The organism is Rhizobacter sp. P3_C12, assembly GCF_056402735.1.
Map to the genome: position 1 here is coordinate 1 of NZ_JBFUGW010000001.1, position 24,388 is coordinate 24,388.

23 protein-coding genes and 1 pseudogene are annotated in these 24,388 nt (G+C 70.1%); 9 read left to right on the forward strand and 15 right to left on the reverse strand.

From position 1 onward, the window contains the following. Nucleotides 1-490, forward strand: a pseudogene (locus AC1DXV_RS00005) (SPOR domain-containing protein); the annotation flags it as partial. 125 nt (nt 491-615) lie between these two features. Here AC1DXV_RS00005 and AC1DXV_RS00010 read toward each other — a convergent pair. The 6 genes from AC1DXV_RS00010 to tkt all read right to left on the reverse strand — a co-directional run bounded on the left by AC1DXV_RS00010 (nt 616) and on the right by tkt (nt 9,355). After that, nucleotides 616-2,388: a S8 family peptidase gene (locus AC1DXV_RS00010; RefSeq protein WP_477932011.1), complete on the reverse strand. Its 1,773-nt coding sequence runs from the start codon at nt 2,386-2,388 to the stop codon at nt 616-618. A gap of 65 nt (nt 2,389-2,453) precedes the next feature. Beyond that, entirely contained in the window at nt 2,454-4,424 is a 1,971-nt protein-coding gene (locus AC1DXV_RS00015) for a S8 family peptidase (protein ID WP_477865999.1), read from the reverse strand. A 153-nt stretch (nt 4,425-4,577) separates the two neighbouring features. Then, complete coding sequence (locus tag AC1DXV_RS00020; protein WP_477866000.1) at nt 4,578-5,189, reverse strand: P-loop NTPase family protein; 612 nt, start codon at nt 5,187-5,189, stop codon at nt 4,578-4,580. Between the two features lie 45 nt (nt 5,190-5,234). Continuing rightward, nucleotides 5,235-6,233: a type I glyceraldehyde-3-phosphate dehydrogenase gene (gene gap / locus AC1DXV_RS00025; protein WP_477866001.1), complete on the reverse strand. Its 999-nt coding sequence runs from the start codon at nt 6,231-6,233 to the stop codon at nt 5,235-5,237. 63 nt (nt 6,234-6,296) lie between these two features. After that, the gene (locus tag AC1DXV_RS00030; RefSeq protein WP_477866002.1) at nt 6,297-7,298 is read right to left on the reverse strand and encodes an energy transducer TonB; all 1,002 of its coding nucleotides are present in this window, start codon (nt 7,296-7,298) and stop codon (nt 6,297-6,299) included. After that, the gene (gene tkt / locus AC1DXV_RS00035) at nt 7,298-9,355 is read right to left on the reverse strand and encodes a transketolase (RefSeq protein WP_477932013.1); all 2,058 of its coding nucleotides are present in this window, start codon (nt 9,353-9,355) and stop codon (nt 7,298-7,300) included. The genes AC1DXV_RS00030 and tkt overlap by 1 nt, the downstream gene beginning before the upstream one ends. Before the next feature lie 91 nt (nt 9,356-9,446). Here tkt and speD point away from each other — a divergent pair, with 91 nt between their 5' ends. Both speD and murU read left to right on the forward strand, forming a co-directional pair. After that, nucleotides 9,447-9,809: an adenosylmethionine decarboxylase gene (speD, locus tag AC1DXV_RS00040; RefSeq protein ID WP_477866004.1), complete on the forward strand. Its 363-nt coding sequence runs from the start codon at nt 9,447-9,449 to the stop codon at nt 9,807-9,809. Between the two features lie 8 nt (nt 9,810-9,817). After that, complete coding sequence (gene murU / locus AC1DXV_RS00045) at nt 9,818-10,534, forward strand: N-acetylmuramate alpha-1-phosphate uridylyltransferase MurU (RefSeq protein ID WP_477932015.1); 717 nt, start codon at nt 9,818-9,820, stop codon at nt 10,532-10,534. Nucleotides 10,535-10,600: 66 nt separating this feature from the next. Here the strand turns inward: murU and AC1DXV_RS00050 are convergent, their stop codons facing one another. From AC1DXV_RS00050 to AC1DXV_RS00075, 6 genes are all read right to left on the reverse strand, one after another. Continuing rightward, nucleotides 10,601-11,920, reverse strand: a complete 1,320-nt coding sequence (locus tag AC1DXV_RS00050; protein ID WP_477932017.1) for an NAD(P)/FAD-dependent oxidoreductase — start codon at nt 11,918-11,920, stop codon at nt 10,601-10,603. 37 nt (nt 11,921-11,957) lie between these two features. Continuing rightward, a complete protein-coding gene (locus tag AC1DXV_RS00055; RefSeq protein ID WP_477932019.1) occupies nt 11,958-13,082 on the reverse strand; it encodes an ABC transporter permease in 1,125 nt (374 codons plus the stop codon). Continuing rightward, nucleotides 13,079-14,011, reverse strand: coding sequence for an ABC transporter ATP-binding protein (locus tag AC1DXV_RS00060; protein WP_477870007.1), 933 nt, complete (start codon nt 14,009-14,011; stop codon nt 13,079-13,081). Before AC1DXV_RS00060 ends, AC1DXV_RS00055 begins: the two co-directional genes overlap by 4 nt. Continuing rightward, complete coding sequence (locus AC1DXV_RS00065; RefSeq protein ID WP_477870005.1) at nt 14,008-14,964, reverse strand: HlyD family secretion protein; 957 nt, start codon at nt 14,962-14,964, stop codon at nt 14,008-14,010. Before AC1DXV_RS00065 ends, AC1DXV_RS00060 begins: the two co-directional genes overlap by 4 nt. Continuing rightward, on the reverse strand, nt 14,961-15,599 hold the full coding sequence (locus AC1DXV_RS00070) for a TetR/AcrR family transcriptional regulator (RefSeq protein WP_477870003.1): 639 nt from the start codon (nt 15,597-15,599) through the stop codon (nt 14,961-14,963). Before AC1DXV_RS00070 ends, AC1DXV_RS00065 begins: the two co-directional genes overlap by 4 nt. A gap of 96 nt (nt 15,600-15,695) precedes the next feature. Further along, entirely contained in the window at nt 15,696-16,676 is a 981-nt protein-coding gene (locus tag AC1DXV_RS00075; RefSeq protein WP_477932021.1) for a potassium channel beta subunit family protein, read from the reverse strand. A gap of 143 nt (nt 16,677-16,819) precedes the next feature. On the opposite strand from AC1DXV_RS00075, the gene AC1DXV_RS00080 reads away from it, so the two are divergent. Genes AC1DXV_RS00080 through AC1DXV_RS00090 form a run of 3 tightly spaced genes read left to right on the forward strand, consistent with a single transcriptional unit; the run spans nt 16,820 to nt 20,660 of the window. Further along, a complete protein-coding gene (locus AC1DXV_RS00080; protein ID WP_477932023.1) occupies nt 16,820-17,758 on the forward strand; it encodes a hypothetical protein in 939 nt (312 codons plus the stop codon). A 26-nt stretch (nt 17,759-17,784) separates the two neighbouring features. Beyond that, entirely contained in the window at nt 17,785-19,173 is a 1,389-nt protein-coding gene (locus AC1DXV_RS00085; RefSeq protein WP_477932025.1) for an aminopeptidase P N-terminal domain-containing protein, read from the forward strand. 17 nt (nt 19,174-19,190) lie between these two features. Continuing rightward, nucleotides 19,191-20,660 (forward strand): sensor domain-containing diguanylate cyclase, encoded by a 1,470-nt coding sequence (locus AC1DXV_RS00090; RefSeq protein ID WP_477871029.1) that lies wholly within the window; start codon nt 19,191-19,193, stop codon nt 20,658-20,660. Between the two features lie 11 nt (nt 20,661-20,671). Here the strand turns inward: AC1DXV_RS00090 and AC1DXV_RS00095 are convergent, their stop codons facing one another. Then, nucleotides 20,672-20,968, reverse strand: a complete 297-nt coding sequence (locus AC1DXV_RS00095; protein ID WP_477871027.1) for a type II toxin-antitoxin system RelE/ParE family toxin — start codon at nt 20,966-20,968, stop codon at nt 20,672-20,674. Next, nucleotides 20,965-21,195, reverse strand: coding sequence for an addiction module protein (locus AC1DXV_RS00100; RefSeq protein WP_477871025.1), 231 nt, complete (start codon nt 21,193-21,195; stop codon nt 20,965-20,967). Before AC1DXV_RS00100 ends, AC1DXV_RS00095 begins: the two co-directional genes overlap by 4 nt. A 113-nt stretch (nt 21,196-21,308) precedes the next feature. Between AC1DXV_RS00100 and AC1DXV_RS00105 the strand changes: the two genes are divergently transcribed. The 3 genes from AC1DXV_RS00105 to AC1DXV_RS00115 all read left to right on the forward strand — a co-directional run bounded on the left by AC1DXV_RS00105 (nt 21,309) and on the right by AC1DXV_RS00115 (nt 24,046). Continuing rightward, entirely contained in the window at nt 21,309-21,725 is a 417-nt protein-coding gene (locus tag AC1DXV_RS00105; RefSeq protein WP_477871023.1) for an LIC_13387 family protein, read from the forward strand. Nucleotides 21,726-21,861: 136 nt separating this feature from the next. Further along, a complete protein-coding gene (gene lplT, locus AC1DXV_RS00110; protein ID WP_477932027.1) occupies nt 21,862-23,139 on the forward strand; it encodes a lysophospholipid transporter LplT in 1,278 nt (425 codons plus the stop codon). Between the two features lie 4 nt (nt 23,140-23,143). Then, a complete protein-coding gene (locus AC1DXV_RS00115; protein WP_477932029.1) occupies nt 23,144-24,046 on the forward strand; it encodes a DMT family transporter in 903 nt (300 codons plus the stop codon). Here the strand turns inward: AC1DXV_RS00115 and AC1DXV_RS00120 are convergent, their stop codons facing one another. Further along, nucleotides 24,047-24,385, reverse strand: coding sequence for a hypothetical protein (locus tag AC1DXV_RS00120; protein WP_477932031.1), 339 nt, complete (start codon nt 24,383-24,385; stop codon nt 24,047-24,049). It lies immediately after the preceding gene. Nucleotides 24,386-24,388: the final 3 nt, after the last annotated feature.

Sequence of the window (24,388 nt, forward strand, 5' to 3'; positions counted from 1 at the left end):
GGCCCCGGGCGGCGGCCCGGGCGAGCCGGCGCTGGCCTGCCTGGAGGCAGGTCCGTACACGCCGGCGCAGATCGCGAGCGCCGAGTCCGCGTTGCAGGGCGCCTTGCCGCCCGGCAGCTGGAGCAGTGTGCGCAACGAGCTGCCGGCGGTCTGGATGGTCTACATGGGCAGGTACCCGAACCGCGAAGGCCTGCAGAAGAAGGAAGACGAGCTCAAGCGGATGAAGGTGCCGTACGAGGAGCTGCGCAACGCACCGGAGTTCGAGGTCGGCTTGTCGCTCGGCCGCTTCGACAACAAGGACACGGCCGACAAGGCGCTGGCCGAGCTGACGCAGCGCGGCGTGCGCACCGCGCGGGTCGCGCAGTTGTCGGCACCGGGCGTGAGCCACACGCTGCGCATCCCGCGCGCCGACGACGCGCTGTGGGCGCAGGTGATGGCGCTGAAATCCGACGCGTTGCTGGGCCGGCCGTTCGGCAGCTGTTCGAAGTAGATCCGTTCGGGCTGAGCCTGTCGAAGCCTGCGATGAGAGCGTTCGCGGCCCGTTCGCGTTGAGCTCGTCGAAACGCTCCGGCAATGCGCCGGCTTCGACAGGCTCAGCCCGAACGGATTCTTGACTCAGGCCGAATGGTGTTTGCGCCGCAGCGCGGCCACCGCCGCCAGCAGCCCGAACAGCCAGCCGAAGCCGAGTGCGCCGCCGCCATCGTCGCCCGGCGGGTTGATCGGCGGATCGTTGCCCAGCCCGTTCGACGGCAGGTCCTGGCCCTGGGCCGCGGCGGCGCGCAGCGCCGGGGTGTCGATCACGACCGATGGCCAGTTCGGCGCGGTGTAGCCGGTCGGGTTCGCCGCGTACGCCAGGGCCTGCGCCGCATCCATCAGCCCGGCACCGCAGGTGCTCGTGGTGCAGAGGCAGCGGCCCGGGTTCGAGTTCGAACACGCGCCGATCACCGGCGACGTGACGTGTGGCCGCGCGCTGCGCTTGAGCCCGTCGATCATCTGCGCAGTCGTCAGGTTCGGATTCACGCTGACCATCAGGCTCAGCACGCCGGACACCAGCGGCGTCGCGAAGCTGGTGCCGAACTCGTTGGCGTAGATCGGCGTGCCGGGGGTGCTGAATCCGCCGTTGCTGATCGTCAGCAGGCCGTCGTCGTTGATCGTGTTGCCCCACGCGCCGATCTGCGAGGTGTCGCCACCGACCGTGGCGATCTGGATGCTGGGACCAAGGTTCGAGTAGCTGGCCTTGAAGCCGTCGCGGTTCACCGCGGCGACGCCGACCACGCCGCTGCAGTTGGCCGGGCGCGTCACCTTGCCGCTCTCGTTGCCGGCGGGGGCGACGACGACGGCGTTCACCGTGGCCAGGTCGTTGATCGCGCTCTGGTAGGCGGCATTGCAGTCGTTGCTGCCGCCGAAGCTCAGGTTGATCACGCGCGCGGGGTGCGGGTTGAGCGGCGCGCCGCTCACCTGCAGCCCTGCCGCCCAGCGCATGCCGTCGACGATGTCGCCGACCGTCGCACCGCACTTGCCGGAGATGCGCACCGGCAGCACCCGGCTGGTCCAGTTGACGCCGGCCACGCCGGTGCCGTCATTGCTGGATGCGGCCGCGATGCCGGCCGTCGTGGTGCCATGCCACGAGCTGTCTTCGACGCCGCAGCCGGCAAACGCTGCATTGCTCAGATCGGCTTGCGTGACCCAATCTCCAGGGTCGCTCGGATCGGTGTCCCAGCCGTCGCCATCGTTCGCGTACTCGATCTCCGAGACGAAATCGCGGCCCGGCCAGTAGCGCGCCGCCGACAGGTCCGGGTGCGTGGTGACGCCCGAATCGAGGATCGCGATCGTGACCGCGGCATTGCCTTGCGTCGTGTCCCAGGCGAGCTGCACACCCGGCACGCCGCGCATCCGGTCGCTCGCTACGTTCGCGTTCGACCCGCTGACCGGCTGCAACCACCACTGCCCGGTGGTGCTGACGGTTTTCGGGAAGCGCGGATCGTTCGGCAGCGCCAGCCGGCGCTCCAGGTCGTTGGTGACGACCCACTCGACCTCCGGCTGGGCCCGCACCTGGGCGGCCATCGTCGCGGCTTCACCGGCCGACAGCACGTGGTCGAAATCGACCCGCTGCGCCGCGCGCCCGTTCGGCGAGATCTTCAGCGGCGCGAGGCCGGAGGCGCGCATCACGCCCTGCAGCCGCTCGGTGCCCGCCTTCGTGGTGCCGAGCGCCGCGGCCTGTTCGTGCGACGGCGCGTCCTTCAGCTTCACCAGCAGACCGAGCGCGCGGGGCGCCGGCGAGGTGGCCGGCAGGAAGCGGTCCGGCAGGGGCGTTGCCGCAGCGGCATGGCCGGCGGCCAGGGTCCCGAGCACCACGAGGGTGCTGGAGAAGGTCAGGAAGTGGCGCATGGGGATGTCTCCGTCGAGCGGAGATCATGCCCCAATGCGGGGCCTCAAGTTGTGTGCAAGGGTCTTCAGCGGCGACGCGTGCGCCACGGCTGCTGCAGCGCCAGCACCGCTGCGAGCAGCCCGGCCAGCCACGGCCAGCCGAGGGCGCCGCCGCCGCTGTCGCCGCTGGGGGCGGAGGCGCTCGGGGTCGTCGGCGTGGTCGGCGTCGAGGCAGCCGTCACGGTGACCGAGGCGGTGCTGGTCGCCTGGTGCGCGGCGTCGTCGGTGACGGTCAGGCTCACGGTGAAACTGCCGGCCGCCGTCGTCGCGACCGTCGCGGTCGCGGCATTGGTGGCACTGGTGAAGCTCGCGATGTTGCTGCCGGCGGTGAGCGTCCACTGGTAGCCGGTGATGGCGTGGCCGGCCGGCGCCGACGAGCCGCTGCCGCTCAACGTGATCGTCGAACCGGCGGCGACGCTGCCGGAGCCGGCATCGATGCGCGCCACCGCCTGGGCCACGGCCGCCACCGCCGCGCCGGCGTCCAGCAGGCCGGCACCGCAGGTGGCCGTCGTGCAGTAGCACTCGCCGGACTGCGCGGTCGCGTTCGGCGCATGGCAGGCCGCGACGCCGGTTCCGGCGCCGGTGGTGGGGAACGCGCGCGCCGTGCTCTTCAGCGCGCTGATCGCCTGCGCCGGCGTCAGTGCCGGATCGGCCGAGAACATCAGGCCCAGCGTGCCGGCCACCAGCGGTGTCGAGAAGCTGGTGCCGAGCGAGGTGTTGCTGCCGTCGGAATAGGTGCTGGTGCCCGGGCCGGTGGTGCCGGTGTTGGTGGTCGTCAGGATCGGGTACAGGCAGGCGCCGGTGGTGTTGACACAGTTGCCCGCCGGCGCGGCGATCGCAACCTCTGGCCCGAGGCTGGAGTAGCCGACCTTGGTGCCGGTGTGGCGCACGCCGGCCACGCCGACGACGCCCGGGCAGTTGGCCGGCACGTTGACCGCGAGGCCATCGTTGCCGGCGGCCGCGACGACGACGACGCCGGCGGTGGTCAGCTCGGTGATCGCGTCCTTGTAGGCCAGCGAGCAGCTGCCCTCGCCGCCGAGGCTCAGGCTCAGCACCTTGGCCGGGTTCGGGTTGGTGGTGACGCCGGGCACCGTGAAGCCGGCGGCCCAGCGCATCGCTGCGATGATGTCGCTGTCAGAACCGCCGCACTTGCCGAGCACGCGCACCGGCAGCAGCTTCACGTCACGGCCGATGCTGGCCATGCCGACGCCGTTGTTGGTCGACGCACCGACCAGGCCGGCCGTCTGCGTGCCGTGCCAGCTGCTGTCCTCGGCGCCGCAACCGGCAAAGTCGCCGCTCGCGTCCTCGGCCGAGGTGATCCAGTCGCCGGGGTCGCTCGGGTCGCTGTCGCGGCCGCCGCCATCGTTCGCGGTGGCGGCATCGCTGATGAAGTCGTAGCCCGGCAGCAGCTTGCTGGCGAGCTCCGGGTGGTCAGTGCGGATGCCGGTGTCCAGCACCGCGACGACGACGCTGCTGCTGCCGGTCGTGAGCGCCCAGGCCGTCTCGGCATTGATCGCCGAGACCACGCTGCCGCTCGATGCGCGCAGGTACCACTGGCCGACGGTCGGCGACACGCTCGCGCCGCCGGCATACAGCGGATCGTTCGGTGCCGCGAAGGCGCGGCGGCGGCCGTCCGGCACGGCGTATTCGACATCGGACAAGGCCGACAGGCGTGCCGCGAGGTCCGCCGAGCTGAGGCCGCTCGCCTTCACGAGCTGGCTGCGGGCCGACAGCGCCTGGCCGTCGCTGAGCGCGAGGCCGACCCGCTGCGACAGCGCCTGCGCCTGCTGCGGTGCCGCCTGCGCGCTGCTGCTGCCGCCGCTCGCCACCGACAGCGCCCGCATCGCGCTCGAGTCCGCCTTGAACTTGACGATCACCCGTGCCTGCATCTCGGCGGGAATCTTGTGCACGGCAGGTGCACGCTCGGCCGCCGATGCCGCCGGTGCGAGTGACGCGGCCAGCAGCGAGGCGATGCAGGAGACGATGAGTCGCTTCATGGGACAACCTGGGAGGGGCGCGCAGCCCGGAGCGGCCAGTGTAGGCAGCCGCCTTGTGTCCAGGGGTGAACCGGACATCGGTTGACACGCATGGAGACAACTGCGTTTCAAGTGCCGTGAATATCCAACGGATCGCGGCCCCGGGGCCACGGGTCAGCGTTCGTAAAAGACGATCTGTCCCTTGTCGACCTTGCAATCGAACTCGACGCGGTTGCCCTCGTCGCCCGGCACCATGTAGTCGCGGTCCGGCACGAGCGTACGCAACCAGTCCGCGACCGGTTCGCCGCCCGCGCCTTCGACGGCCGTGATGACGTTGGGCGCCGCGGGCTGCCTGAAGACGAGGGTTGCCCGGATCGGGCAGATGCCGGTGCCCCAGTCGTTCGGTGCCAGTTTCGGCGGCGCAGCCGGTGTCTTGAAGGCGTAGAGGCCGAAGCCTTCCTTCTCGGGCAACTGGTAGGCACCCTTGACGCCGAAGTTCAGCCGCATCCGGAACAGCGTCTCGCGCTGGTTGGCCGCACAGCCGGTCCATTGCCGCACGAGAGGCAGCCAGAGCCGGGCATGACCCGGGCCGCCGGCCTCGCTGACGACGCGCACGTCGGTGACCGGCACCGCGCCCGGCCGCACATGCATCTGCAGCGTCACCCAGCCGGGACGCAGCAGCAGGCTGTTGTCGGCCTCCACCTCGTGCCCGATGGTCGGGCCGGTGGGCGGGCACCATCCGGACTCGTCAGCGGCCTGAGCTGCCGCCGCCGAGCCCGCGGCCACGCTGCACGCCAGGGCCAGCGCGAAGAGGCGCGAGTGCACCTGCGCTTACTTCGCGACCACGCGAACCATCTCGAGCACCTTGTTCGAGTAGCCCCATTCGTTGTCGTACCACGACACCAGCTTCACGAAGGTGCTGTCGAGCGCGATGCCGGCGTCGGCGTCGAAGATCGAGGTGCGCGGGTCGCCGCGGAAGTCGGTCGCGACGACCTTGTCCTCGGTGTAGCCGAGGATGCCCTTCAGCGCGCCTTCGGACTGCGCCTTGAACTCGGCGCAGATCTCCTTGTACGTCGCTTCCTTGTTCAGCTCGACGGTCAGGTCGACCACCGAAACGACCGAGGTCGGCACGCGGAAGGACATGCCGGTGATCTTCTTGTTCAGCTCGGGGATCACGATGCCGACGGCCTTGGCCGCGCCGGTCGACGACGGGATGATGTTCTCGAGGATGCCGCGGCCGCCGCGCCAGTCCTTGTTGCTCGGGCCGTCGACGGTCTTCTGCGTCGCGGTGGTGGCGTGCACGGTGGTCATCAGGCCGCGCTTGATGCCCCACTTGTCGTTCAGCACCTTGGCCAGCGGCGCCAGGCAGTTGGTCGTGCACGAGGCGTTGGAGATGATGTCCTCGCCCTTGTAGGTCTTGTCGTTGACGCCGAACACGAACATCGGCGTGTCGTCCTTCGACGGGCCGGTCATCACGACCTTCTTGCCGCCGGCGGCGATGTGCTTGGCGGCGGTGTCCTTGGTCAGGAAGATGCCGGTGCCCTCGACGATGATGTCGGCGCCGACCTCGCCCCACTTCAGCTCGGCCGGGTCCTTCACGGCGCTCAGGCGGATCTTCTTGCCATTGACGATCAGCGTGTTGCCGTCGACCGCCACCGTGCCGTCGAAGCGGCCGGCCACCGAGTCGTACTGCAGCATGTAGGCGAGGTAGTCAGGCTCGAGCAGGTCGTTGATCGCGACGACCTCGATGTCCTTGAAGTTCTGGATGGCCGCGCGGAACACCATGCGCCCGATGCGGCCGAAGCCGTTGATGCCGATCTTGATGGTCATGAGATGTCTCTCCAGTTAGCGCTTGCGGAAAATCGTGGGTGCCATTGTCGCCGCTCGGGGGATTCAGCGGAGATCAAGCTGGGTACAAGGCACCGACACCGTCATCGTCGAGCCCAGCACGTGGCTGAAGGCCTGGGGCGGCAGCTTCAGCGAGATGCCGCTCAGCCAGTCGAGGAAGGCGTCGCGGCGTGGATCGGCGACCCCGATTTCGCCGACCGAGTTTTTCAGGATCGGCTGGAACAGGCGCAGGCGAACGTCGAACGGGCATCCCATCGCATTGAAGTCGAAGTGGACGTGCTGCTCGTCGAGCTTGTCGATGGCCGGCACGAGCTGCTGCAGGCTGAGGTCCTTGAGGACGATCTGGCCCGGGCTGTCGAGCTCGAACGAGACTACCCGCAAGGTGCTGAGGGCCTGGTCCTCCCGCAGGCACGGCAGCCTCACCTGCGAGGCCCAACGGGTGACGGCCCTCTCGAAAGGGGGCGCGCCCACCTTGTGGACCACCTCCACCTCCGGCGGCCGGGTCGGCCCGTGGAAGGTCATCTTGACCAGCAGCACAGCGAACACGGCACCCCGATCCATCGCCTCGCGCGGAAACTCCAGCGGCTTCGCGGGGTAGCGCGGCCGGCAGGCCTCGGACTCGAGGTCGACGTCTTCCCCGCGCAAGTGGCGCCACGCCACCGGTTGCCCGTCGTCCGGCCTGAACGCGAACTCCTGGGTGGCCGTCACCGGGTCCGCGTCTTCCCGCAGGCACGGCAGCCGGTAGGCCGAGACGTAGTCTTCGACCAGGTCGTTGAATTCGCCAACGTCGGCGTAGGTGATGAAGCTGACCCGCGGCGCCTTCTGCGGGTGCTGGAACACCAGCCTGACCCGCACCACGCCCGACAGCCGGGCACGCCGTGCCGCTTCCGGATATTCGATCGGCTTGCGATCCGCTGCGGCGGGCGTCAGGCACGCGAACTCCGCCGGCTCCAGCAGCGTGAGCCCCGGCTCGGGCAGGGCCGGGGCGGCCTGCGCCGCCCATGCCGCCGACAGGCCGAGCAGCAGCCCGGCCAGCGCCCGCTTCATCAGCGGCCGAGCACGACACGCACGGTGTCGGCCACGTTCTCCGGCGTGAAGTGGAAGTGCTTGAACAGCACCGGCGCCGGTGCCGACTCGCCGTAGGTGTCGATGCCGACCACCGCGGCGCAGCCGTACTTCCACCAGCCGTCGCTCACGCCCATCTCGACCGCGATGCGCGGCAGGCCCTGCGGCAGCACGCTGGTCTTGTAGGCGGCGCTCTGGCGGTCGAACACCGAGGTGCTGGGCATGCTGACCACGCGCACCGCGATCGCGCCGTTCTCGGGCTTCGCGAGCAGCTGCTGCGCATGCAGCGCGAGCTGCACCTCGGAGCCGGTGGCGATGATCACCGCCTGCGCCTTCTTCTTCAGGCCCACCTCGCCCGGCTCGGCCAGCACGTAGCCGCCCTTGGCGATGGTGTCGACCGCGGCCTGCGGCTGGCCGGCCCCGAACTCGGCCTTCGGCGCATACGGCAGGTTCTGGCGCGACAGCAGCAGCGCGCTCGGGCGGCCCGGGTTGCCGATCGCGGCGCCCCACGCCACCGCGGTTTCGGCGGTGTCGGCCGGGCGCCAGACATCCAGCCCCGGGATCAGGCGCAGCGCCGCGGCATGCTCGACCGACTGGTGGGTCGGGCCGTCCTCGCCGAGGCCGATGCTGTCGTGCGTGAACACGTGGATCACGCGGATCTTCATCAGCGCGGCCATGCGGATCGCATTGCGGCTGTAGTCGCTGAAGGTCAGGAAGGTGCCGCCGTACGGGATGAAGCCGCCATGCAGCGCGATGCCGTTCATGATCGCGGCCATGCCGAACTCGCGCACGCCGTAGTTGATGTGGCGCCCGCCGTTCGGCGAGCCGTCGGCTTCCATGCGCAGCGGCGGCGTGCTGCTGGTGTTGGTCAGGTTCGAGCCGGTCAGGTCGGCGCTGCCGCCGAGCAGTTCGGGCAAGGCCTTCGTGAACGACTCCAGCGCGATCTGGCTGGCCTTGCGGCTGGCCACGTTCTCGGCCTTCGCGTTCGCGGCGACCGCGGCGTCGAGCAGCGTCTGCGCGAAGTTCTTCGGCAGCTCGTGGTCCATGCGGCGGATGAACTCGACCGCCAGTTCCGGGTAGGCCTTCGAGTAGGCCTCGAAGGCGTCGACCCACGCCGTCTCGTCAGCGAGGCCGGCCGGGCGGCTGTCCCACTGCTCGTAGGCCTGCTCGGGGATCACGAACGGCTCGTAGCTCCAGCCGAGGGCTTCGCGGGTCAGCTTGATCTCGTCGGCGCCCAGCGCCTCGCCGTGCGCCTTCGCGGTGCCGCCGCGGTTCGGCGAGCCCTTGCCGATGGTGGTCTTGCAGCAGATCAGCGTCGGCTTGTCCGCCTGCTTGGCCGCCTTGATCGCGGCATCGACCGCGCTCACGTCCTGGCCGTCGACCGCGGCGATCACGTTCCAGCCGTAGGCCTCGAAGCGCTTCGGGGTGTCGTCGATGAACCACGGTGCGACCTTGCCGTCGATCGAGATGCCGTTGTCGTCGTACAGCGCGATCAGCTTGTTCAGGCGCCAGGCGCCGGCCAGCGCGGCGGCCTCGTGGCTGATGCCTTCCATCAGGCAGCCGTCGCCGAGGAACACGTAGGTGTGGTGGTCGACGATGGCGTGGCCGTCGCGGTTGAATTCCTTCGCGAGCAGCTTCTCGGCCAGCGCCATGCCGACCGCGTTGGTGACGCCCTGGCCGAGCGGGCCGGTGGTGGTCTCGACGCCCGGCGTGTAGCCCACTTCGGGGTGGCCGGGGGTCTTGCTGTGCAGCTGGCGGAAGTTGCGCAGCTCGCTCATCGGCAGGTCGTAGCCGGTCAGGTGCAGCAGCGCGTACAGGATCATCGACGCGTGGCCGTTGCTCAGCACGAAGCGGTCGCGGTTGGCCCAGTGCGGGTTGGCCGGGTTGTGGCGCAGGTGGCGGCCCCACAGTGCGACCGCCATGTCGGCCATGCCCATCGGGGCGCCCGGGTGGCCGGAATTGGCCTGCTGGACGGCGTCCATCGCCAAGGCGCGGATGGCGTTCGCCATCAAGGTGGTGTCGTGGGCGGGGGCAGTCATGCCGGGCGGCTCCTGGGTTGGGTTCGGGAAGGTCGCGTGAGGGCGCGGGGGCGGAAGCGGCGCATTTTAGGCGCCGCCGATAATCCCGCCGATGCAAGGCCTGCACCTCACCGCCGACCTGCGCGGCTGCGCCCCCGGCAACCCCGCGATGACCGAGCCCGACGCGTTGCGGCGGCGCTGCCTCGCGGCCGTCGCGGCCGCGGCGCTGCAGCCGGTCGGCGAACTGTTCCATCGCTTCCCGGCGCCGGGCGGGGTCACCGGCGTCGTGCTGCTGGCCGAATCGCACCTCGCGGTGCACACCTGGCCCGAACTGGCGGCGGTGACGCTGGACGTCTACGTCTGCAACCTCGGCGCCGACAACTCGGCCAAGGCGCAGGCGCTGCTCGATGCGCTGCTCGGCGTGTTCGAGCCAGCCCGGATCGAGCGCCAATCGCTGCTGCGGGGTACCGAATGAAACGCGGAATGAAAGCCATCATCCTGGCCGCCGGCCGCGGCGAACGCATGCGGCCGCTGACCGATGCGACGCCGAAACCCCTGTTGCCGGTGCACGGCAAGCCGCTGATCGAATGGCACCTGGAAGCGCTGGCGCGCGATGGCGTGCGCGACGTGGTGATCAATACCGCGTGGCTGGAGGATCTGATCCCGGGCGCGCTCGGCGACGGCAGCCGCTGGGGCCTGCGCATCCGCTACTCGATGGAGGGCCGCGACCACGGTGGCGCGCTCGAGACGGCCGGCGGCATCGCGAAGGCGCTGCCGCTGCTGGTCGATGGCCCGGACGAGTGCTTCTGGGTCGTCTCGGGCGACATCCACGCGCCGGGCTTCCGCTTCGACACCGCCCAAGGCGAGCGCTTCGCCGCCGGCTCGCTGCTGGCACACCTGTGGCTGGTGCCGAACCCGGCGTTCCACGCGAAGGGCGATTTCGGGCTCGACGCCGACGGCTTCGGGCTGGCCGATTCGGCCGGGCCCGATGGCTTGCGCTGGACCTACGCCAACCTCGCGCTGTGCCGCGCCTCGCTGTGCGCCGGCATCGCGCCGGGCGCGAAGGCAGCGCTCGGCCCGCTGCTGTTCGCCGGCATGCGCGAGCGGCACATCAGCGCCGAGGTGTGGCGCGGCGCCTGGGAGAACGTCGGCACGCCGGCGCAGCTCGCCGCACTCAATGCCGCACCCCGTTCGCACTGAGCTTGTCGAAGGGCCTGCTGGCACGGCACCAAGGCTTCGACAGGCTCAGCCCGAACGGAGTGGGGATCAATGCAGCTTGATCTTCGGCCGGTAGGTCCGGTCGAGGAACTCTGACAAGGTCACCAGCACCATCCGCCAGAAGCCGCCCAGCGCCATCTGGTGCTGCTTGTGCAGCGCCCAGTACATGAACTGCGCGAGGCGCCCTTCGATGAACAGGCTGCCGCGCGTCAGGCTGCCCATCAGGCTGCCGACCGACGAGTACTCCGACAGCGACACCAGCGAGCCCTTGTCGCTGAACACGAACGGCTTCACCGGCTGGCCCGCCAGCAGCTTCGGGATCGCCTTCACCAGGTACATCGCCTCCTGGTAGGCCGCCTGCGCGCGCGGCGGCACCCAGGCGCCGTCGGGTTGCTGGCAGGCCGCGCAATCGCCGAACGCGAAGATCGCCGGGTCGCGCGTGGTCTGCAGGTTGCCGTTGACCATCAGCTGGTTCAGCTTGTTGGTCTCCAGCGGATCGCGGCCCTCGCCACCACCCAGCGTGCGCAGGAAATCCGCCGCCTTCACGCCCGCCGCCCACACCGTGAGGTCGGAGCCGATCACCTTGCCGCTGGCCATCTTCAGGCTGCTGCCGGTCACCTCGACGACGCGCTCGTTCGTGTGCACCTCGATCGCCAGCTTGCGCAGCTCGCGCACCGCCGCCTCGCTCAGGCGCTCGGGCAACTGCGAGAGCAGCCGCGGCGCCGCCTCGACCAGCACGATCTGCAGGTCCTTCTCGGGGTGGATGTGGTCGAAGCCGTAGTTCGCGAGCACGCGCGCCGCAGCATGCAGCTCGGCCGCCAGCTCGACGCCGGTGGCGCCGCCGCCGACGATCGCCACCGTGAGGCGGCCGCTGCCGGCCGCGCGCGGCACGCTCTGCGCACGGATGCAGGCGTTGATCAGCCGGTCGTTGAAGCGCTTGGCGGCCTGCGGGCTGTCGAGCTTGATGGTGTGCTCGGCCGCGCCTGCGGTGCCGAAATCGTTGGTCTGGCTGCCCACCGCGATCACCAGCGTGTCGTAGGCCAGCGTCTGCGCCGGCGTGATCTCGCGGCCGGCCTCGTCGTAGCTCGCGTCCAGCTGCACCGTCTTCGCGGCACGGTCGATGCCCGATAGCCGGCCGAGCCGGAACTTGAAGTGATGGCCGCGCGCCTGCGCGAGGAACTCGATCTCCTCGGCATGGGTGTCGAAGCTGCCGGCCGCGAGCTGGTGCAGCAGCGGCTTCCAGACGTGCGTGCGGGCGGCATCGACCAGCGTGATCTCGGCCGCGCCCTTGCGCCCGAGCGTCTTGCCGAGCTGGGTGGCCAGCGCGAGGCCGCCGGCCCCACCTCCCACGATCACGATCCGTTGCATGCGAGCGCCTTTCGTCGTTGTTGTCGGGTGGAGGGTATCAGTCGACGGTCTGCCGGTAGCGCGTGAGCGCGATCGTGCCGGCCACCAGCATGAACAGCGCAATCGGCCACAGGTGCGGCGCCACCTCGGCCAGCCCGTTGCCCTTCAACAGGATGCCGCGCACGATGCGCAGGAAATGCGTCAGCGGCAGCGCCTCGCCGATCGCCTGCGCCCAGCCCGGCATGCCGCGGAACGGGAACATGAAGCCGGTCAGCAGCATCGACGGCAGGAAGAAGAAGAACGTCAGCTGCATCGCCTGCAGCTGGTTGCGCGCGATCGTCGAGAACGTGAAGCCGACCGCCAGGTTCGCCGCGATGAACAGCACCAGCACCGCCGACAGCAGCAGCACGCTGCCTTCCATCGGCACGCTGAACAGCAGCCGCGCGGCGCCGAGGATCACGACCACCTGCACATAGCCGATCAGGATGTAGGGGACGATCTTGCCGAGCATCACCTCGACCGGGCGGGCCGGCGTCGCGAGCAGGTTCTCCATCGTGCCGCGCTCGCGTTCGCGCGTCATCGCGAGCGAGGTCATCATCACCATCGTCATCGTCAGGATCACGCCGATCAGCCCGGGGATCACGTTGTAGCTGGTCAGGCCTTCGGGGTTGTAGCGGCGCTGGATGCGGATTTCCCACGGCGGCTCGGCCGGCCGCAGCGTGGCGAGCGCGCCATCCAGCTCGCGGCCGATCGCGCGCTGCGCGATGCTGTTCACCGCCGCGACCGCGTTGCCGGTGGCCGCCGGGTCGGTGGCGTCGGCCGCCAGCAGCAGCGCCGGGCGTTCGCCGCGCTGCAGCCGGCGCGAGAAGTCCGGTGGCACGACGAGCGCGAACTGCACGCGGCCGGCAGCCAGCAGGGCGTCGGCCTCGGCCACGCCGGCCGGGCGCTCGGTGATGCGGAAGTACTGCGAGTTCTCGAGCCCCGCGACCAGGCTGCGCGTGAACTCGCTGTGGTCCTGCACGACGAGGGCCGCCGGCAGCTGCTTCGGGTCGTTGTTGATCGCGAAGCCGAACAGCACGAGCTGCATGATCGGCACGATCACCATCATCCCGAAGGTCAGCCGGTCGCGGCGCACCTGGCGCAACTCCTTCACCAGGATGGCGATGAAGCGATGCCAGCTCATGGCTTGTCGGCCGCGAAGTTGTCCTTCGCGTCCTGCATCAGCGCGATGAAGACATCCTCGAGGCTGGGCTCGATCGCGCTCGCCTTCAGGTCGGAGCGGCCGAGCGTGCCGAGCGCGTCGCGGATCGCCTGCTCGCTGTCGCCGCTGACGTGCAGCGTGGTGCCGAACGGCGCCACCGTGCGGATGCCGGGCGCGTCGCGCAGCCGGTGGCCGACCGCCACCAGGTCCGGGCCGGCCACCGCCCAGGTCACGAGCTTCGCGCTCGCGATCACCTGCTGCACCGTGCCCTGCGTCAGCAGCTTGCCGTAGGCGATGTACGCGAGCTCGTGGCAGCGCTCGGCCTCGTCCATGTAGTGGGTCGACACCAGCACCGTCAGCCCGGCCGCGGCCAGGTCGTGGATCTGGTCCCAGAAGTCGCGCCGCGCCGCCGGGTCGACGCCGGCGGTCGGTTCGTCGAGCAGCAGCAGCTGCGGCGCGTGGATCAGGCAGGCGGCAAGTGCCAGGCGCTGCTTCCAGCCGCCCGACAGCGAGCCGGCGAGCTGCGTGCGGCGCGTCTGCAGCCCGAGCTGGCCGAGCGTCGCGGTGACCTTGGCGCGCCGGTCAGGCACGGCATACACGCGGGCGATGAAATCGAGGTTCTCCTCGATGCTCAGGTCTTCGTAGAGCCCGAAGCGCTGCGTCATGTAGCCGACCTGCCGCTTGATCTGGCGCGCCTGCGTGCGGATGTCGTGGCCCATGCAGGTGCCGCCGCCGTCGTCCGGCGTCAGCAGGCCGCACAGCATGCGAATCGTTGTTGTCTTGCCGCTGCCGTTCGGACCGAGGAAGCCGTGGATGCGGCCCTTCTCGACCCGCAGGTCGACGTGGTCGACGACGGTGCGGCCGCCGTAGCGCTTGGTCAGGCCGTGCACGTCGATGAGGGCGGTGCTCATGATTTCGCGCCGAGCCGCACCTGCAGCGGCTGGCCGGGACGCAGGCGGCGCGCCTCGGCGGGCTCGGGCCGGGCCTCGACCATGAACACCAGCGCCGCGCGGTTCTCGCGGCTGTAGATCAGCGGCGACGTGAACTCCGCCTCGCGCGCGATGAAGCTCAGCCGGGCGGGAATCGGCGCGCCGCAGCCGTCGCAGCCCAGGCTGACCGGCTGGCCGAGGGCCAGGCTGCCCAGCACCGCCTCGGGCACGAAGAAGCGCGCCTTGATGTTGCCGGGCGGCAGCAGCGTCAGCACCGGGCCGCCGAGCGGCACGTACTCGCCTTCGCGGTACAGCACGTCGATCACGTCGGCGGCAGCCGGCACGCGCTGGGTCTTCTGCGCGACGCGCCATTCGGCCTGCGCGAGCAGCGCCTGCGCGGCCTTCGCCTCCTGCTCGGCGGCGGCGATCTCGGCGCTGCGCGCGCCGAGGTTCGCGACGCGCAGCTGCGCCGCCAGTTCGTTGACGTGCGCCTGGTCGCTCGCCACCTTGCTGCGCGCCTGGTCCAGCGTGGCCGGCGAGTTGAACTGCTCGGCCACCAGCTTCATGGTGCGCGCGAGCTCGGCATTCGACAGCGCGAGCGCCGCCTGCGCCTGCGCGAGCTGGGCGCGCACTGCGGCGAGCTCGTCGGGGCGCTTGCCGGTGCGCAGGTTGGCGAGCTGCTGCTGCGCGGCGCGCAGGCGGGACTCGGCCTCCTCGCGCGCGGCGCGTTCGCTCTCCTGCTCCAGCACGAAGGCCGGGGCGGCGGCGGCGGCCTGGTCGCCGCGCTGCAGGTGCAGCTTGGCCAGCGTGCCGGCGACCGGCGCCGACAGCCGCACGTAGTCGCCTTCCGCATAGCCGGCATAGCCTTCGGGGGCGGGCTGGCTGCAGGCCGACAACAGCGCGGTGAGCAGGATCGGCAGGGCGGTTCGCATCATGGGGCGTCTCCAGGTGAGGGCTGCCAGGCGCGCAGTGCGGCATCGATGCGCGCCTCGATCGCTTCGTCGGACAGCAGGTGCTCGTCGATCAGCGCGCCGGCCCCGGGTGGACCGCCCGCGCCCTGCATCGCGGTGCCGATCAGGATCGGCGACGCGACACCCGCCGCGATGAAGGCCAGCACCTGCGGCGGCGGTGCGGCGCGGAACTCGCCGCGCTGCTGGGCCTGGGCAATCAGCGCGCCGACGATGCCGATGTGGCGCGGCAGGTTGGCCAGCAGGAACTCGCGCGCGGCCGCCTCGCCGGCCATCGCGTCGGCCAGGATGCGCACCAGCAGGTGCCGGTGCGCGCGCCCGAAATGCGCCAGCACGCGCACCGCGCCACGCAGGTTGTGCAGCGGCGTGGCGGCGGCATCGACCTCGAGCGTCAGCGCGGAGAACATCGCCTCGTAGGTGCGTTGCAGCACCGCACGGATGAAGTTGTCCTTGCTCTTGAAGTGGTAGTGAAACATGCCCAGGTTGACGCCCGCATGCTCGGTGAGCCGGCGCACCGACAGCCCGGCGCAGCCGGTCAGCGGCAGCAGTTCGAGGCCGGCATCGAGCAGGCGCTGGTCGACGTTCTGGGAGGGGCGGGGCATGGCGTAACTATACGAACGTCCAATAACTCCCGGGAGATGCTGAAACAAAAGAAAAAGGGCCCCGCAGGGCCCTTCCATATTCAAGCCACGGTTGCCTCAACCTGCCAATGGCAGCGTGATCTCGTCGATCTTCGCCAGCACCTCCGGCGTCAGCTTAGGCGTCAACGCCAGCGCGCCCAGGTTGTCCTGCAGCTGCGACAGCTTCGACGCGCCGAGGATCACCGTGCTGACGCGCGGATTGCGGTTCACCCAGGCGACAGCCAGCTGCGCGACGTTGCCGCCCAGGTCGCGGGCGATCGGCTCCAGCTTCGCCACCGCCGCGTTCTTGTCCGCATCGGTCAGCCCCTTCAGCAGGAAGCCCATGCCCTCCAGCGCGCCGCGGCTGCCCTGCGGCACGCCGCTGCGGTACTTGCCGGTCAGCAGGCCGCTGGCCAGCGGGCTCCAGGTCGTCAGGCCGAGGCCGATGTCGTCATACAACCGCGCGTACTCCTGCTCGACGCGCTGGCGGTGGAACAGGTGGTACTGCGGCTGCTCCATCACCGGCTTGTGCAGGTGGTGGCGCTCGGCGATGTCGTAAGCCGCGCGGATCTCGGCGGCGCTCCACTCGCTGGTGCCCCAGTACAAGGCCTTGCCGCGGGTGATCATGTCGCTCATCGCCCAGACCGTCTCCTCGATCGGCGTGTGCGGGTCGGGGCGGTGGCAGTACACCAGGTCGATGTGCTCCAGCTGCATGCGCTTGAGCGAGCCGTCGATCGCCTGCGTCAGGTACTTGCGGTTCAGCGTGTCGCGCCGGTTGACGGTGTTGCCCTCGCGGTCCAGGCCCCAGAAGAACTTGGTCGACACGACGAAGTTCAGGCGCGGCCACTTCAGCTGCCGGAACGCCTCGCCCATCACCACCTCGCTCTGGCCGGCGGCGTAAGCCTCGGCGTTGTCGAAGAAATTGACGCCGGCATCGAAGGCCGCGGCGAGCATTTCCTTGGCCGAACCGGTGTCCACCTGGTTGTGGTATGTGACCCACGAGCCCAGCGACAGCTCGCTGACTTGCAGGCCGCTGCGGCCCAATCGACGGTATTTCATCGCTACACCTCGTTAAGAAGTGCGGCATCTTAGCCACAGCCCCGCGGTCGATTCGCCTACCGTCCGCGAGCCCCCACGGCCGAGTGCGGGTACTCTCGTGGGTCCTCTTTGCGGGCGGAGCGCTTCGCGTTACCGTCGCGACCGTGACCAAGATGCTCAGACACTGCTCCCTCCTGCTGCCGCTGGCGCTGTGCGCGCTCGGCGGCCCGTCCGCGGCCCAGGCCGCCACCCGCAGCACCAGCGGCTTCGCCTCGTTCAGCACCTGGCTGATGCTGCCCTTCCTCGTCGCGTTCGCGGTCGCCGGCCACATCTTCATCGGCCGCGGCGCGAAAGCGCTGGCCGCCTCGTTCCAGCCGCTGGCGAGCGGCGAGCTCGAACTCGCCGGCTACGAGCGCAACGTCTACGGCACCTCCGACCGCGCGATGCTCGAGGTGGTGGCCGTGCCCATCGTCGCGGGCCTCGTGATCTGGCTGGGCGTGGGGCTCTCGTTCGGCTGGCTGATCACGCTGGGCGTCTTCGGCGTGCTCGGCGCGGTCGTGTTCGACATGGCGCGCTGGGAGCGCGTCAGCGTCAGCGCGAGCTACGTCTGGTTCCAGCGCGGTTTCGCCGGCAAGGTGCACCAGGTGGCGATCGAGAACATCCGCGACGTGAGCGTCGTCGAGGAAGACGGCCTGCTTCCGACGCTGCGCCACCTGAACCGCGGCAACCGGGTCTGCCGCCTGCTGATGCGCATGACCGACAAACGAGCGGTGGCGCTGCCCAAGACCGACGCCGAGACGCAGCTCGACGCGGTGGAAAACGCCGCCAACCAGGTGCGCTGGCGCCTGCAGGCGCTGCAGGACAAGCAGAACGACAAGCGCCAAGGCAGCCAGGCGGGCGGCGCGACGACCCGGCCGGGCCCGCTGGCCGCAGCGGCCGCACCGGCGGCCTCCCGCCCACCGCCCGACCCCGACGGCGGCCGCATCCCGACGGCCGGCGACAAGGAAATGCTGCGCGAGCTGCGCCGCCTGCGCAAGCAGCGCGCCGAGGCGGCGGCCRCCGCCGGCGACCCGCCGAAAGCCCGCGCGGACAGCGAGTTCTGACGCAGCGGCGCAGCGCCCTCCTCCCGATGCGCACCCACCCCTTCCGCCAGCGCCGCGCCGAGCTGGCCCGTCGTCTCGCGGCGGCCGGCGGCGGCATCGCGATCGTGCCGACCGCGGCCATGCAGCTGCGCAACGGCGACAACGAGCACCCGTTCCGCCACGGCAGCCACTTCCACTACCTGAGCGGCTTCGACGAGCCGCACAGCTGCCTGGTGCTGCACGCCGACGGCCGCAGCGAGCTGTTCTGCCACGGCGCCAGTGCCGAGCGCTCGGTGTGGGAAGGGCCGATGCTCGGGCCCGAGGCCGCACCGCAGGCGCTCGGCGTCGACCTGGCCTGGCCGATCGAGCGGCTCGACGAGCTGCTGCCCGAGCTGATGGGCCGCGTGCGCAATGTCTGGACGCTGTTCACCGTGCCGAGCGCGATCGACCAGCGCCTGCCCGGCTGGCTGGCGCGCGCACGCACCCGCGCCGGCCTCGGCGCCGAGGGGCCGGTGCATCGCGACCTCGGCCCGCTGGTCGATGAGATGCGGCTGATCAAGGACAGCGACGAGATCGAGACGATGCGCCGTGCCGCGGCGATCTCCGCCGGCGCCCATGCGCGCGCGATGCACTGGTGCGGGCAGCGCTTCCGCGCCGACCCGGCGGCTGCCGTGCGCGAGTACGAGATCGAGGCCGAGCTGCTGCATGAGTTCCGCCGCCATGGCGCGAGCGGGCCGGCCTACGGCAGCATCGTCGCGGCCGGCGGCAATGCCTGCGTGCTGCACCACGCGGCCGGCCCCGGCGAGCTGCGCGCCGGCCAGCTGTGCCTGGTCGACGCCGGCTGCGAGCTCGACGGGTATGCGAGCGACATCAGCCGCACCTTTCCCGCCGATGGCCGCTTCACCGCGCCGCAGCGCGCGCTGTACGACGTGGTGCTGGCGGCGCAGCAGGTGGCGGTGGCCGCGACGCGGCCCGGCCGCCGCCAGCGCGACGCCCATGAGGCCGCGGTGCGCGTGCTGTCGCAGGGCCTGCTCGACCACGGGCTGCTGTCACACGACCGGCACGGCGATGTCGACGCGGTGATGGCGAGCGGCGCCTACCGGCGCTTCTACATGCACGACACCGGCCACTGGCTGGGGCGCGACGTGCACGATGTCGGCGAGTACCTGTCGCTGCAGGAGCCGGCCGTCGACCAGCCGGATTTTCGCGGCGGGCGGGTCGTGCGCGCGCCATCGCGCAAGCTCGAATGCGGCATGGTCGTCACGCTCGAGCCCGGCCTGTACGTGCAGCCGGCGCCCGACGTGCCCGAGGTCTACTGGAACATCGGCATCCGCATCGAGGACGATGCGGTCGTGACCCCCGGCGGATGCGAGCTGATCAGCCGCGCGGCGCCGGTGGAGCCCGATGCCATCGAAGCGTGGATGAATGCGCACTGAGCGATGAACGTCAAGCGATGAACGTCACTGAAGCCCTGCCCCCCGCCGAACTGGCCAGCCTGTTCGAGCTTGCACCGGTGTCGCTGTGGCTGGAGGACTACAGCGCGCTGCAGGCCCTGTTCTCGCGCTGGCGCGCCGCCGGCGTGACCGACCTGCGCGCGCACCTGCGGGCCGACCCGCGCCGCGTCGCCGAATGCTCGGCCTGCCTGCACGTGCTGCAGGTGAACCGGCGCACGCTGGAGCTGTACGGCGCGCGCGACCTGGCGCACCTGGTCGAGAACCTGTCGCGCGTGTTCCGCGACGACATGTTCGAGCAGCTCGTCGAGGAGCTGGCCGCGCTGTGGGAGGGCCGCACCCGCTTCACGAGCCAGACGGTCAACTACGCGCTGGACGGCCGGCGACTCGACATCGTGCTGAACGCCACCGTGCTGCCGGGCCACGAGGCCGGCTGGGACCGCGTGCTGCTCGCGATCGAGGACGTGACCGAGCGCAGCGCAGCGGCCGAGGCGCTGCGGCTGAGCGAGCTGTATGCGCGCGGGCTGTTCGAGCATTCGCCGGTGTCGCTGTGGGTGGAGGATTTCAGCAGCGTGAAGCGGCTGCTCGACGAGGCGCGCGCGCAGGGCATCAGCGACTTCCGGGTGTTCACCGACGTGCACCCGGAGTTCGTGAGCCGCTGCCTGCAGGAGATCCGCGTGATCGACGTGAACCAGCAGACGCTGCGCATGTTCGGCGCGCCCGACCGCGACACGCTGCTGCGGCGGCTGGACGACGTGTTCCGCGACGACATGGCCTCGCATTTCGCCGACCAGCTGCACGATCTGTGGAACGGCAAGACCACGCACCAGCGCGAGGTCGTCAACTACAACCTGGCCGGCGACAAGCTGCACGTGTACCTGCAGTTCTCGGTGCTGCCCGGCCACGAGGCCGACTGGGACCTGGTGCTGATCTCGCTGACCGACATCACCGCGCGCAAGCAGGCCGAGGCCTACCTCGAGTTCCTCGGCAAGCACGACCCGCTGACCAAGCTGCGCAACCGGGCCTTCTTCGTCGACGAGATCAACCGGCTGGAGCGCAAGGGCCCGTGGCCGGTGACGGTGGTGGTGGCCGACCTGAACGGGCTGAAGACCATCAACGACACGCAGGGCCATGCGGCCGGCGACGCGCTGCTGCGGCGCGCCGGCGAGGTGCTGACGAAGGCGATCGACAAGCCGATGTGCGCCGCGCGCATCGGCGGCGACGAGTTCGCGCTGCTGCTGCCGGGGATGGATGCACGCGCCGCGCAGCTGCTGCTGGACCGGCTGGCCTCGCTGACGGAGCTGAACAACCAGTTCCACGGCACGACGACGCTGAGCTTCGCGCTCGGCATCGCCACCTGCGAGGCCGGCGGGCGCATCGAGGCCGCGGTCAACGAGGCCGACCACGCGATGTATGCATCGAAGAAGGCGTTCTACGAAGGCGCGCAGATGGATCGGCGCAAGGCGGGGTGAGCGGGTTGCGCTCAGTCGACACGCGAAGCCCAGTAGTGCGGGCGCTTCCTATGGGGGGCGATGGCCACGATGAGCAGCCTGTCTTGCCAAGCCCGGTAGACGATGCTGAACGGAAACCCTTTGACCAGGACGCTGCGGGTCTCCTTGAAGCTCGGCGCACCACCCAACGGATGTGTCCTGACGCGAGAAACTGCCGCTTCGACCGCGGCCTGGAAGCGCAGGCCGGCTCCCGTGGCGGCCTTGGAGTAGTACGTGACTTCCTTGAGCAGTTCAATCTCTGCTGCTGGAAGGAAGAAGACCTTGATCACCGCGCTATTCGGCGAGCCTTGGCGAAAACATCTTCTGCATCAATCGGCAGGACTTCACCCCGCTCGAACTCGGCCAACCTGCGTTGGATCTCGTTTTCCCACGCCGTGTCGAGCTCGGCGGCAGCGGGCTCGTTGAGCGATTCCATCAGTTGCTCGACGAGCCGTTCACGGTCCTCCGGCGGCAATGCCCGGCCGAGGCTGAGGATGTGGGAGACGGGATCGGACATGGTCGGCTCCTGATGGCAGGACCGGAGTCTAGCGCTGGAGCATTGCCTCACCCTGCAGCGCTCGGGGTTGCGCCTCGTAACGATGCTTGCGCTTTCGACCCACACAATCCCGCATGTCCCAAATCCTGATCCTGGCCGGCGCAGCGATCTACGGCCTGCTCGGGCTGCTGCACCTGGCCTATACGTTCTTCGGCACGAACTTCGATCCGCGCGATGCCAATGTCGCGCGCGCGATGCGCTCGAGCTCGCCGCGCCTGACCCGCGACACGACGATGTGGAAGGCCTGGATCGGCTTCAACGCGAGCCACAGCCTGGGCGCCATCCTGTTCTCGCTGGTCTACCTGATGCTCGCCGCGATGCACATGGACGTGCTGCACCGCTCGCCCACCTTCGTGTGGCTGGCCGGCATCGCGAGCGCCGCCTACGTCGTGCTCGCGCTGCGCTACTGGTTCCGGATTCCGCTGGCCGCGACGGCCATCGCGACCAGCTGCTTCGTCGCCGGGGCCGTCACGATGTCGCTGGGGTACTGAGCCGGTCGACGCGACCGGGGCACCATGCCCCGTGCTATAACCGCCGCCGCGGGGAACCAGCAGCGGCCGCGTCGAGCGCTGCATCGATTGATGACCGGGCCCACCCGGCATGCGACAGGCAGCACGCTCTCAGCGAATGAAAAAAGGTTTCTACACCATCATGTCGGCGCAGTTCTTCAGCTCGCTGGCTGACAACGCGTTGCTGGTGAGCGCCATCGAACTGTTGAAGACCTCTCACGCGCCGACCTGGCAGGTGCCGGCGCTGAGTCCGATCTTCGCGCTCTTCTACGTGATCCTCGCGCCCTTCCTCGGCGCGTTCGCCGACGCCGTGCCCAAGGGGCGGGTGATGTTCGCGTCGAACGCGATCAAGGTGATCGGCTGCCTGATGATGCTGTTCGGCAGCCATCCGCTGGTCTCCTACGCGATCGTCGGCCTGGGTGCGGCCGCCTACTCGCCAGCCAAGTACGGCATCCTGACCGAGCTGCTGCCGAACTCGCAGCTGGTCAAGGCCAACGGCTGGATCGAGGGGCTGACCATCCTGTCGATCATCCTGGGCCTGCTGCTCGGCGGCCAGCTCGTCGGCCATGCGATCTCGGCGCACCTGCTCGCCTTCGACCTGCCGCTGGTCGACACCGGCGTCAACACCCCTCCCGAAGCGGCGATTTCGATCATCGTTTTCCTGTATGTCATCGCCGCGCTGTTCAACCTGCGCATCCCGCGCACCGAGGCGCCGCTGCAGCCGCTGTCGCACAGCGTGGTCGAGCTGGTGCGCGACTTCTCCAGCTGCAATGCCCGCCTGTGGAGCGACAAGCTCGGCCAGATCTCGCTGTCGACGACCACGCTGTTCTGGGGCGTCTCGGGCAACCTGCGCGTGATCGTGTTCGCCTGGGCCGCCGCGGCGCTCGGCTACACGACCACGCAGGCCTCGACGCTGGCCGGCGTGGTGGCGCTCGGCACCGCGGTCGGCGCGATCGCGGCATCGGTGCGGGTGCGGCTCGACCAGGCGACCAACGTGATCCCGCTCGGCATCATGATGGGCGTGCTGGTGATCGGCCTGAATTTCATCCACAACGTCTGGATGGCCGCCCCCTTCCTCGTGATCCTCGGCGCGATCGGCGGCTACCTGGTGGTGCCGATGAACGCGCTGCTGCAGCACCGCGGGCACAACCTGATGGGCGCCGGCCGCTCGATCGCGGTGCAGAATTTCAACGAGCAGGCCTGCATCCTCGGGCTCGGCGCGTTCTACACCGGCATGACGAAGTTCGGCATGTCGGCCTTCGCGTCGATCACGGTGTTCGGCCTGGTCGTCGCCGGCACGATGTGGCTGATCCGCCGCTGGCATGCGCGCAACCTGGTCGTCTACCGCGACGAGGTCGATCACCTGCTCGCCCTCGCCCGCAGCGACAAGCACTGACGTGGTGCCCGCAGCCGCCGGCCGCGACGCGCGAACCTCCCCCGGACTTCTCCCCGCGCTCGCCCTCAGCTTCAACGCGCTGGTGTGGGGCGTCTCGTGGTGGCCGTTCCGCGAGCTGCAGGCGCTCGGCCTGCACCCGCTGTGGGCCACCGTGCTGGTCTACGCGGTCGCGGTGCTGCTGATCCTGGTCACGCGCCGCCGCGCCCTCGGCACGCTGCTGAACACGCCGAGCCTGTGGCTGCTGATGCTGGCATCGGGCACCACCAATGCGGCCTTCAACTGGGCGATGGTGATCGGCGACGTGGTGCGCGTCGTGCTGCTGTTCTACCTGATGCCGCTGTGGACGGTGCTGCTGTCGCGGCTGGTGCTGAAGGAAGCCTTCACGCCGACCGCGGCGCTGCGCATTGCGCTGGCCCTGGCCGGTGCCTTCATCGTGCTGACGCCGGCCGGTGCGGGCGTCGCGTTGCCGTTGCCGCAATCGCTGCCGGACTGGCTGGCCCTGCTCGGCGGCTTCTCGTTCGCGCTCAACAACGTGATGCTGCGCCACCAGGCGCATCGGCCGGAAGAAGCGCGCGCGCTCGCGATGTTCATCGGCGGCGTGCTGGTGGCCGGCACGCTGGCGACCACGCTCGCGTCGCAGGCGCTGATGCCGTGGCTGCCGGTGCCGCACACCGGCTGGCTGCTGGCGGTCGGCGCGCTGAGCCTCGCGTTCCTGATGAGCAACCTCGCGCTGCAGTACGGCGCGTCGCGGCTGCCGGCCAACGTCACGTCGGTCGTGATGCTGTGCGAGGTGGTGTTCGCGACGCTGTCGGCCGTCGCGCTCGGCGCCGGCACGCTGACGCCGACCGTGCTGATGGGCGGCGCGCTGATCCTGGCGGCCGCGCTGCTGTCGGCCTTCGAACGCTGATCACTGCAGCGTGCGCGTTCCCGGCATGCTGAACACCTCGGCCGCCACGCCTGCCGACGATTGCGGCGCGTGGCAGGCCGCGCCGGCATCTCGCGTGCAACCGGCCATCACGGCCCAGCGTTCATGCAGGTGCCACAGCACGCAGCGGCAATCGCCCGACAACTGCGGGTGCCCGGCCAGCAGCGCGAGGTTGTGCGCGATCTTCTCGCCCATCCCCGCCCGGTGCGCCGGGTCGCTGGCCGCCTGCAGGTACTGGCTGTAGCCGGTCATCAGCGCGAGCGTTCCCGCCAGCATCGCCTCGACGCCGGGCATGTGGTGTTCTTCGACGAGCAGGTCCATGCG

What these genes read in the sequence shown, in the direction of transcription:
- AC1DXV_RS00010 (WP_477932011.1), bottom strand. Translation starts at nt 2,388, where the DNA reads ATGCGCCACTTCCTGACCTTCTCCAGCACCCTCGTGGTGCTCGGGACC.
- AC1DXV_RS00015 (WP_477865999.1), bottom strand. Translation starts at nt 4,424, where the DNA reads ATGAAGCGACTCATCGTCTCCTGCATCGCCTCGCTGCTGGCCGCGTCA.
- gap (WP_477866001.1), bottom strand. Translation starts at nt 6,233, where the DNA reads ATGACCATCAAGATCGGCATCAACGGCTTCGGCCGCATCGGGCGCATG.
- AC1DXV_RS00030 (WP_477866002.1), bottom strand. Translation starts at nt 7,298, where the DNA reads ATGAAGCGGGCGCTGGCCGGGCTGCTGCTCGGCCTGTCGGCGGCATGG.
- tkt (WP_477932013.1), bottom strand. Translation starts at nt 9,355, where the DNA reads ATGACTGCCCCCGCCCACGACACCACCTTGATGGCGAACGCCATCCGC.
- speD (WP_477866004.1), top strand. Translation starts at nt 9,447, where the DNA reads ATGCAAGGCCTGCACCTCACCGCCGACCTGCGCGGCTGCGCCCCCGGC.
- murU (WP_477932015.1), top strand. Translation starts at nt 9,818, where the DNA reads ATGAAAGCCATCATCCTGGCCGCCGGCCGCGGCGAACGCATGCGGCCG.
- AC1DXV_RS00050 (WP_477932017.1), bottom strand. Translation starts at nt 11,920, where the DNA reads ATGCAACGGATCGTGATCGTGGGAGGTGGGGCCGGCGGCCTCGCGCTG.
- AC1DXV_RS00055 (WP_477932019.1), bottom strand. Translation starts at nt 13,082, where the DNA reads ATGAGCTGGCATCGCTTCATCGCCATCCTGGTGAAGGAGTTGCGCCAG.
- AC1DXV_RS00060 (WP_477870007.1), bottom strand. Translation starts at nt 14,011, where the DNA reads ATGAGCACCGCCCTCATCGACGTGCACGGCCTGACCAAGCGCTACGGC.
- AC1DXV_RS00065 (WP_477870005.1), bottom strand. Translation starts at nt 14,964, where the DNA reads ATGATGCGAACCGCCCTGCCGATCCTGCTCACCGCGCTGTTGTCGGCC.
- AC1DXV_RS00070 (WP_477870003.1), bottom strand. Translation starts at nt 15,599, where the DNA reads ATGCCCCGCCCCTCCCAGAACGTCGACCAGCGCCTGCTCGATGCCGGC.
- AC1DXV_RS00075 (WP_477932021.1), bottom strand. Translation starts at nt 16,676, where the DNA reads ATGAAATACCGTCGATTGGGCCGCAGCGGCCTGCAAGTCAGCGAGCTG.
- AC1DXV_RS00085 (WP_477932025.1), top strand. Translation starts at nt 17,785, where the DNA reads ATGCGCACCCACCCCTTCCGCCAGCGCCGCGCCGAGCTGGCCCGTCGT.
- AC1DXV_RS00090 (WP_477871029.1), top strand. Translation starts at nt 19,191, where the DNA reads ATGAACGTCACTGAAGCCCTGCCCCCCGCCGAACTGGCCAGCCTGTTC.
- AC1DXV_RS00100 (WP_477871025.1), bottom strand. Translation starts at nt 21,195, where the DNA reads ATGTCCGATCCCGTCTCCCACATCCTCAGCCTCGGCCGGGCATTGCCG.
- AC1DXV_RS00105 (WP_477871023.1), top strand. Translation starts at nt 21,309, where the DNA reads ATGTCCCAAATCCTGATCCTGGCCGGCGCAGCGATCTACGGCCTGCTC.
- lplT (WP_477932027.1), top strand. Translation starts at nt 21,862, where the DNA reads ATGAAAAAAGGTTTCTACACCATCATGTCGGCGCAGTTCTTCAGCTCG.
- AC1DXV_RS00120 (WP_477932031.1), bottom strand. Translation starts at nt 24,385, where the DNA reads ATGGACCTGCTCGTCGAAGAACACCACATGCCCGGCGTCGAGGCGATG.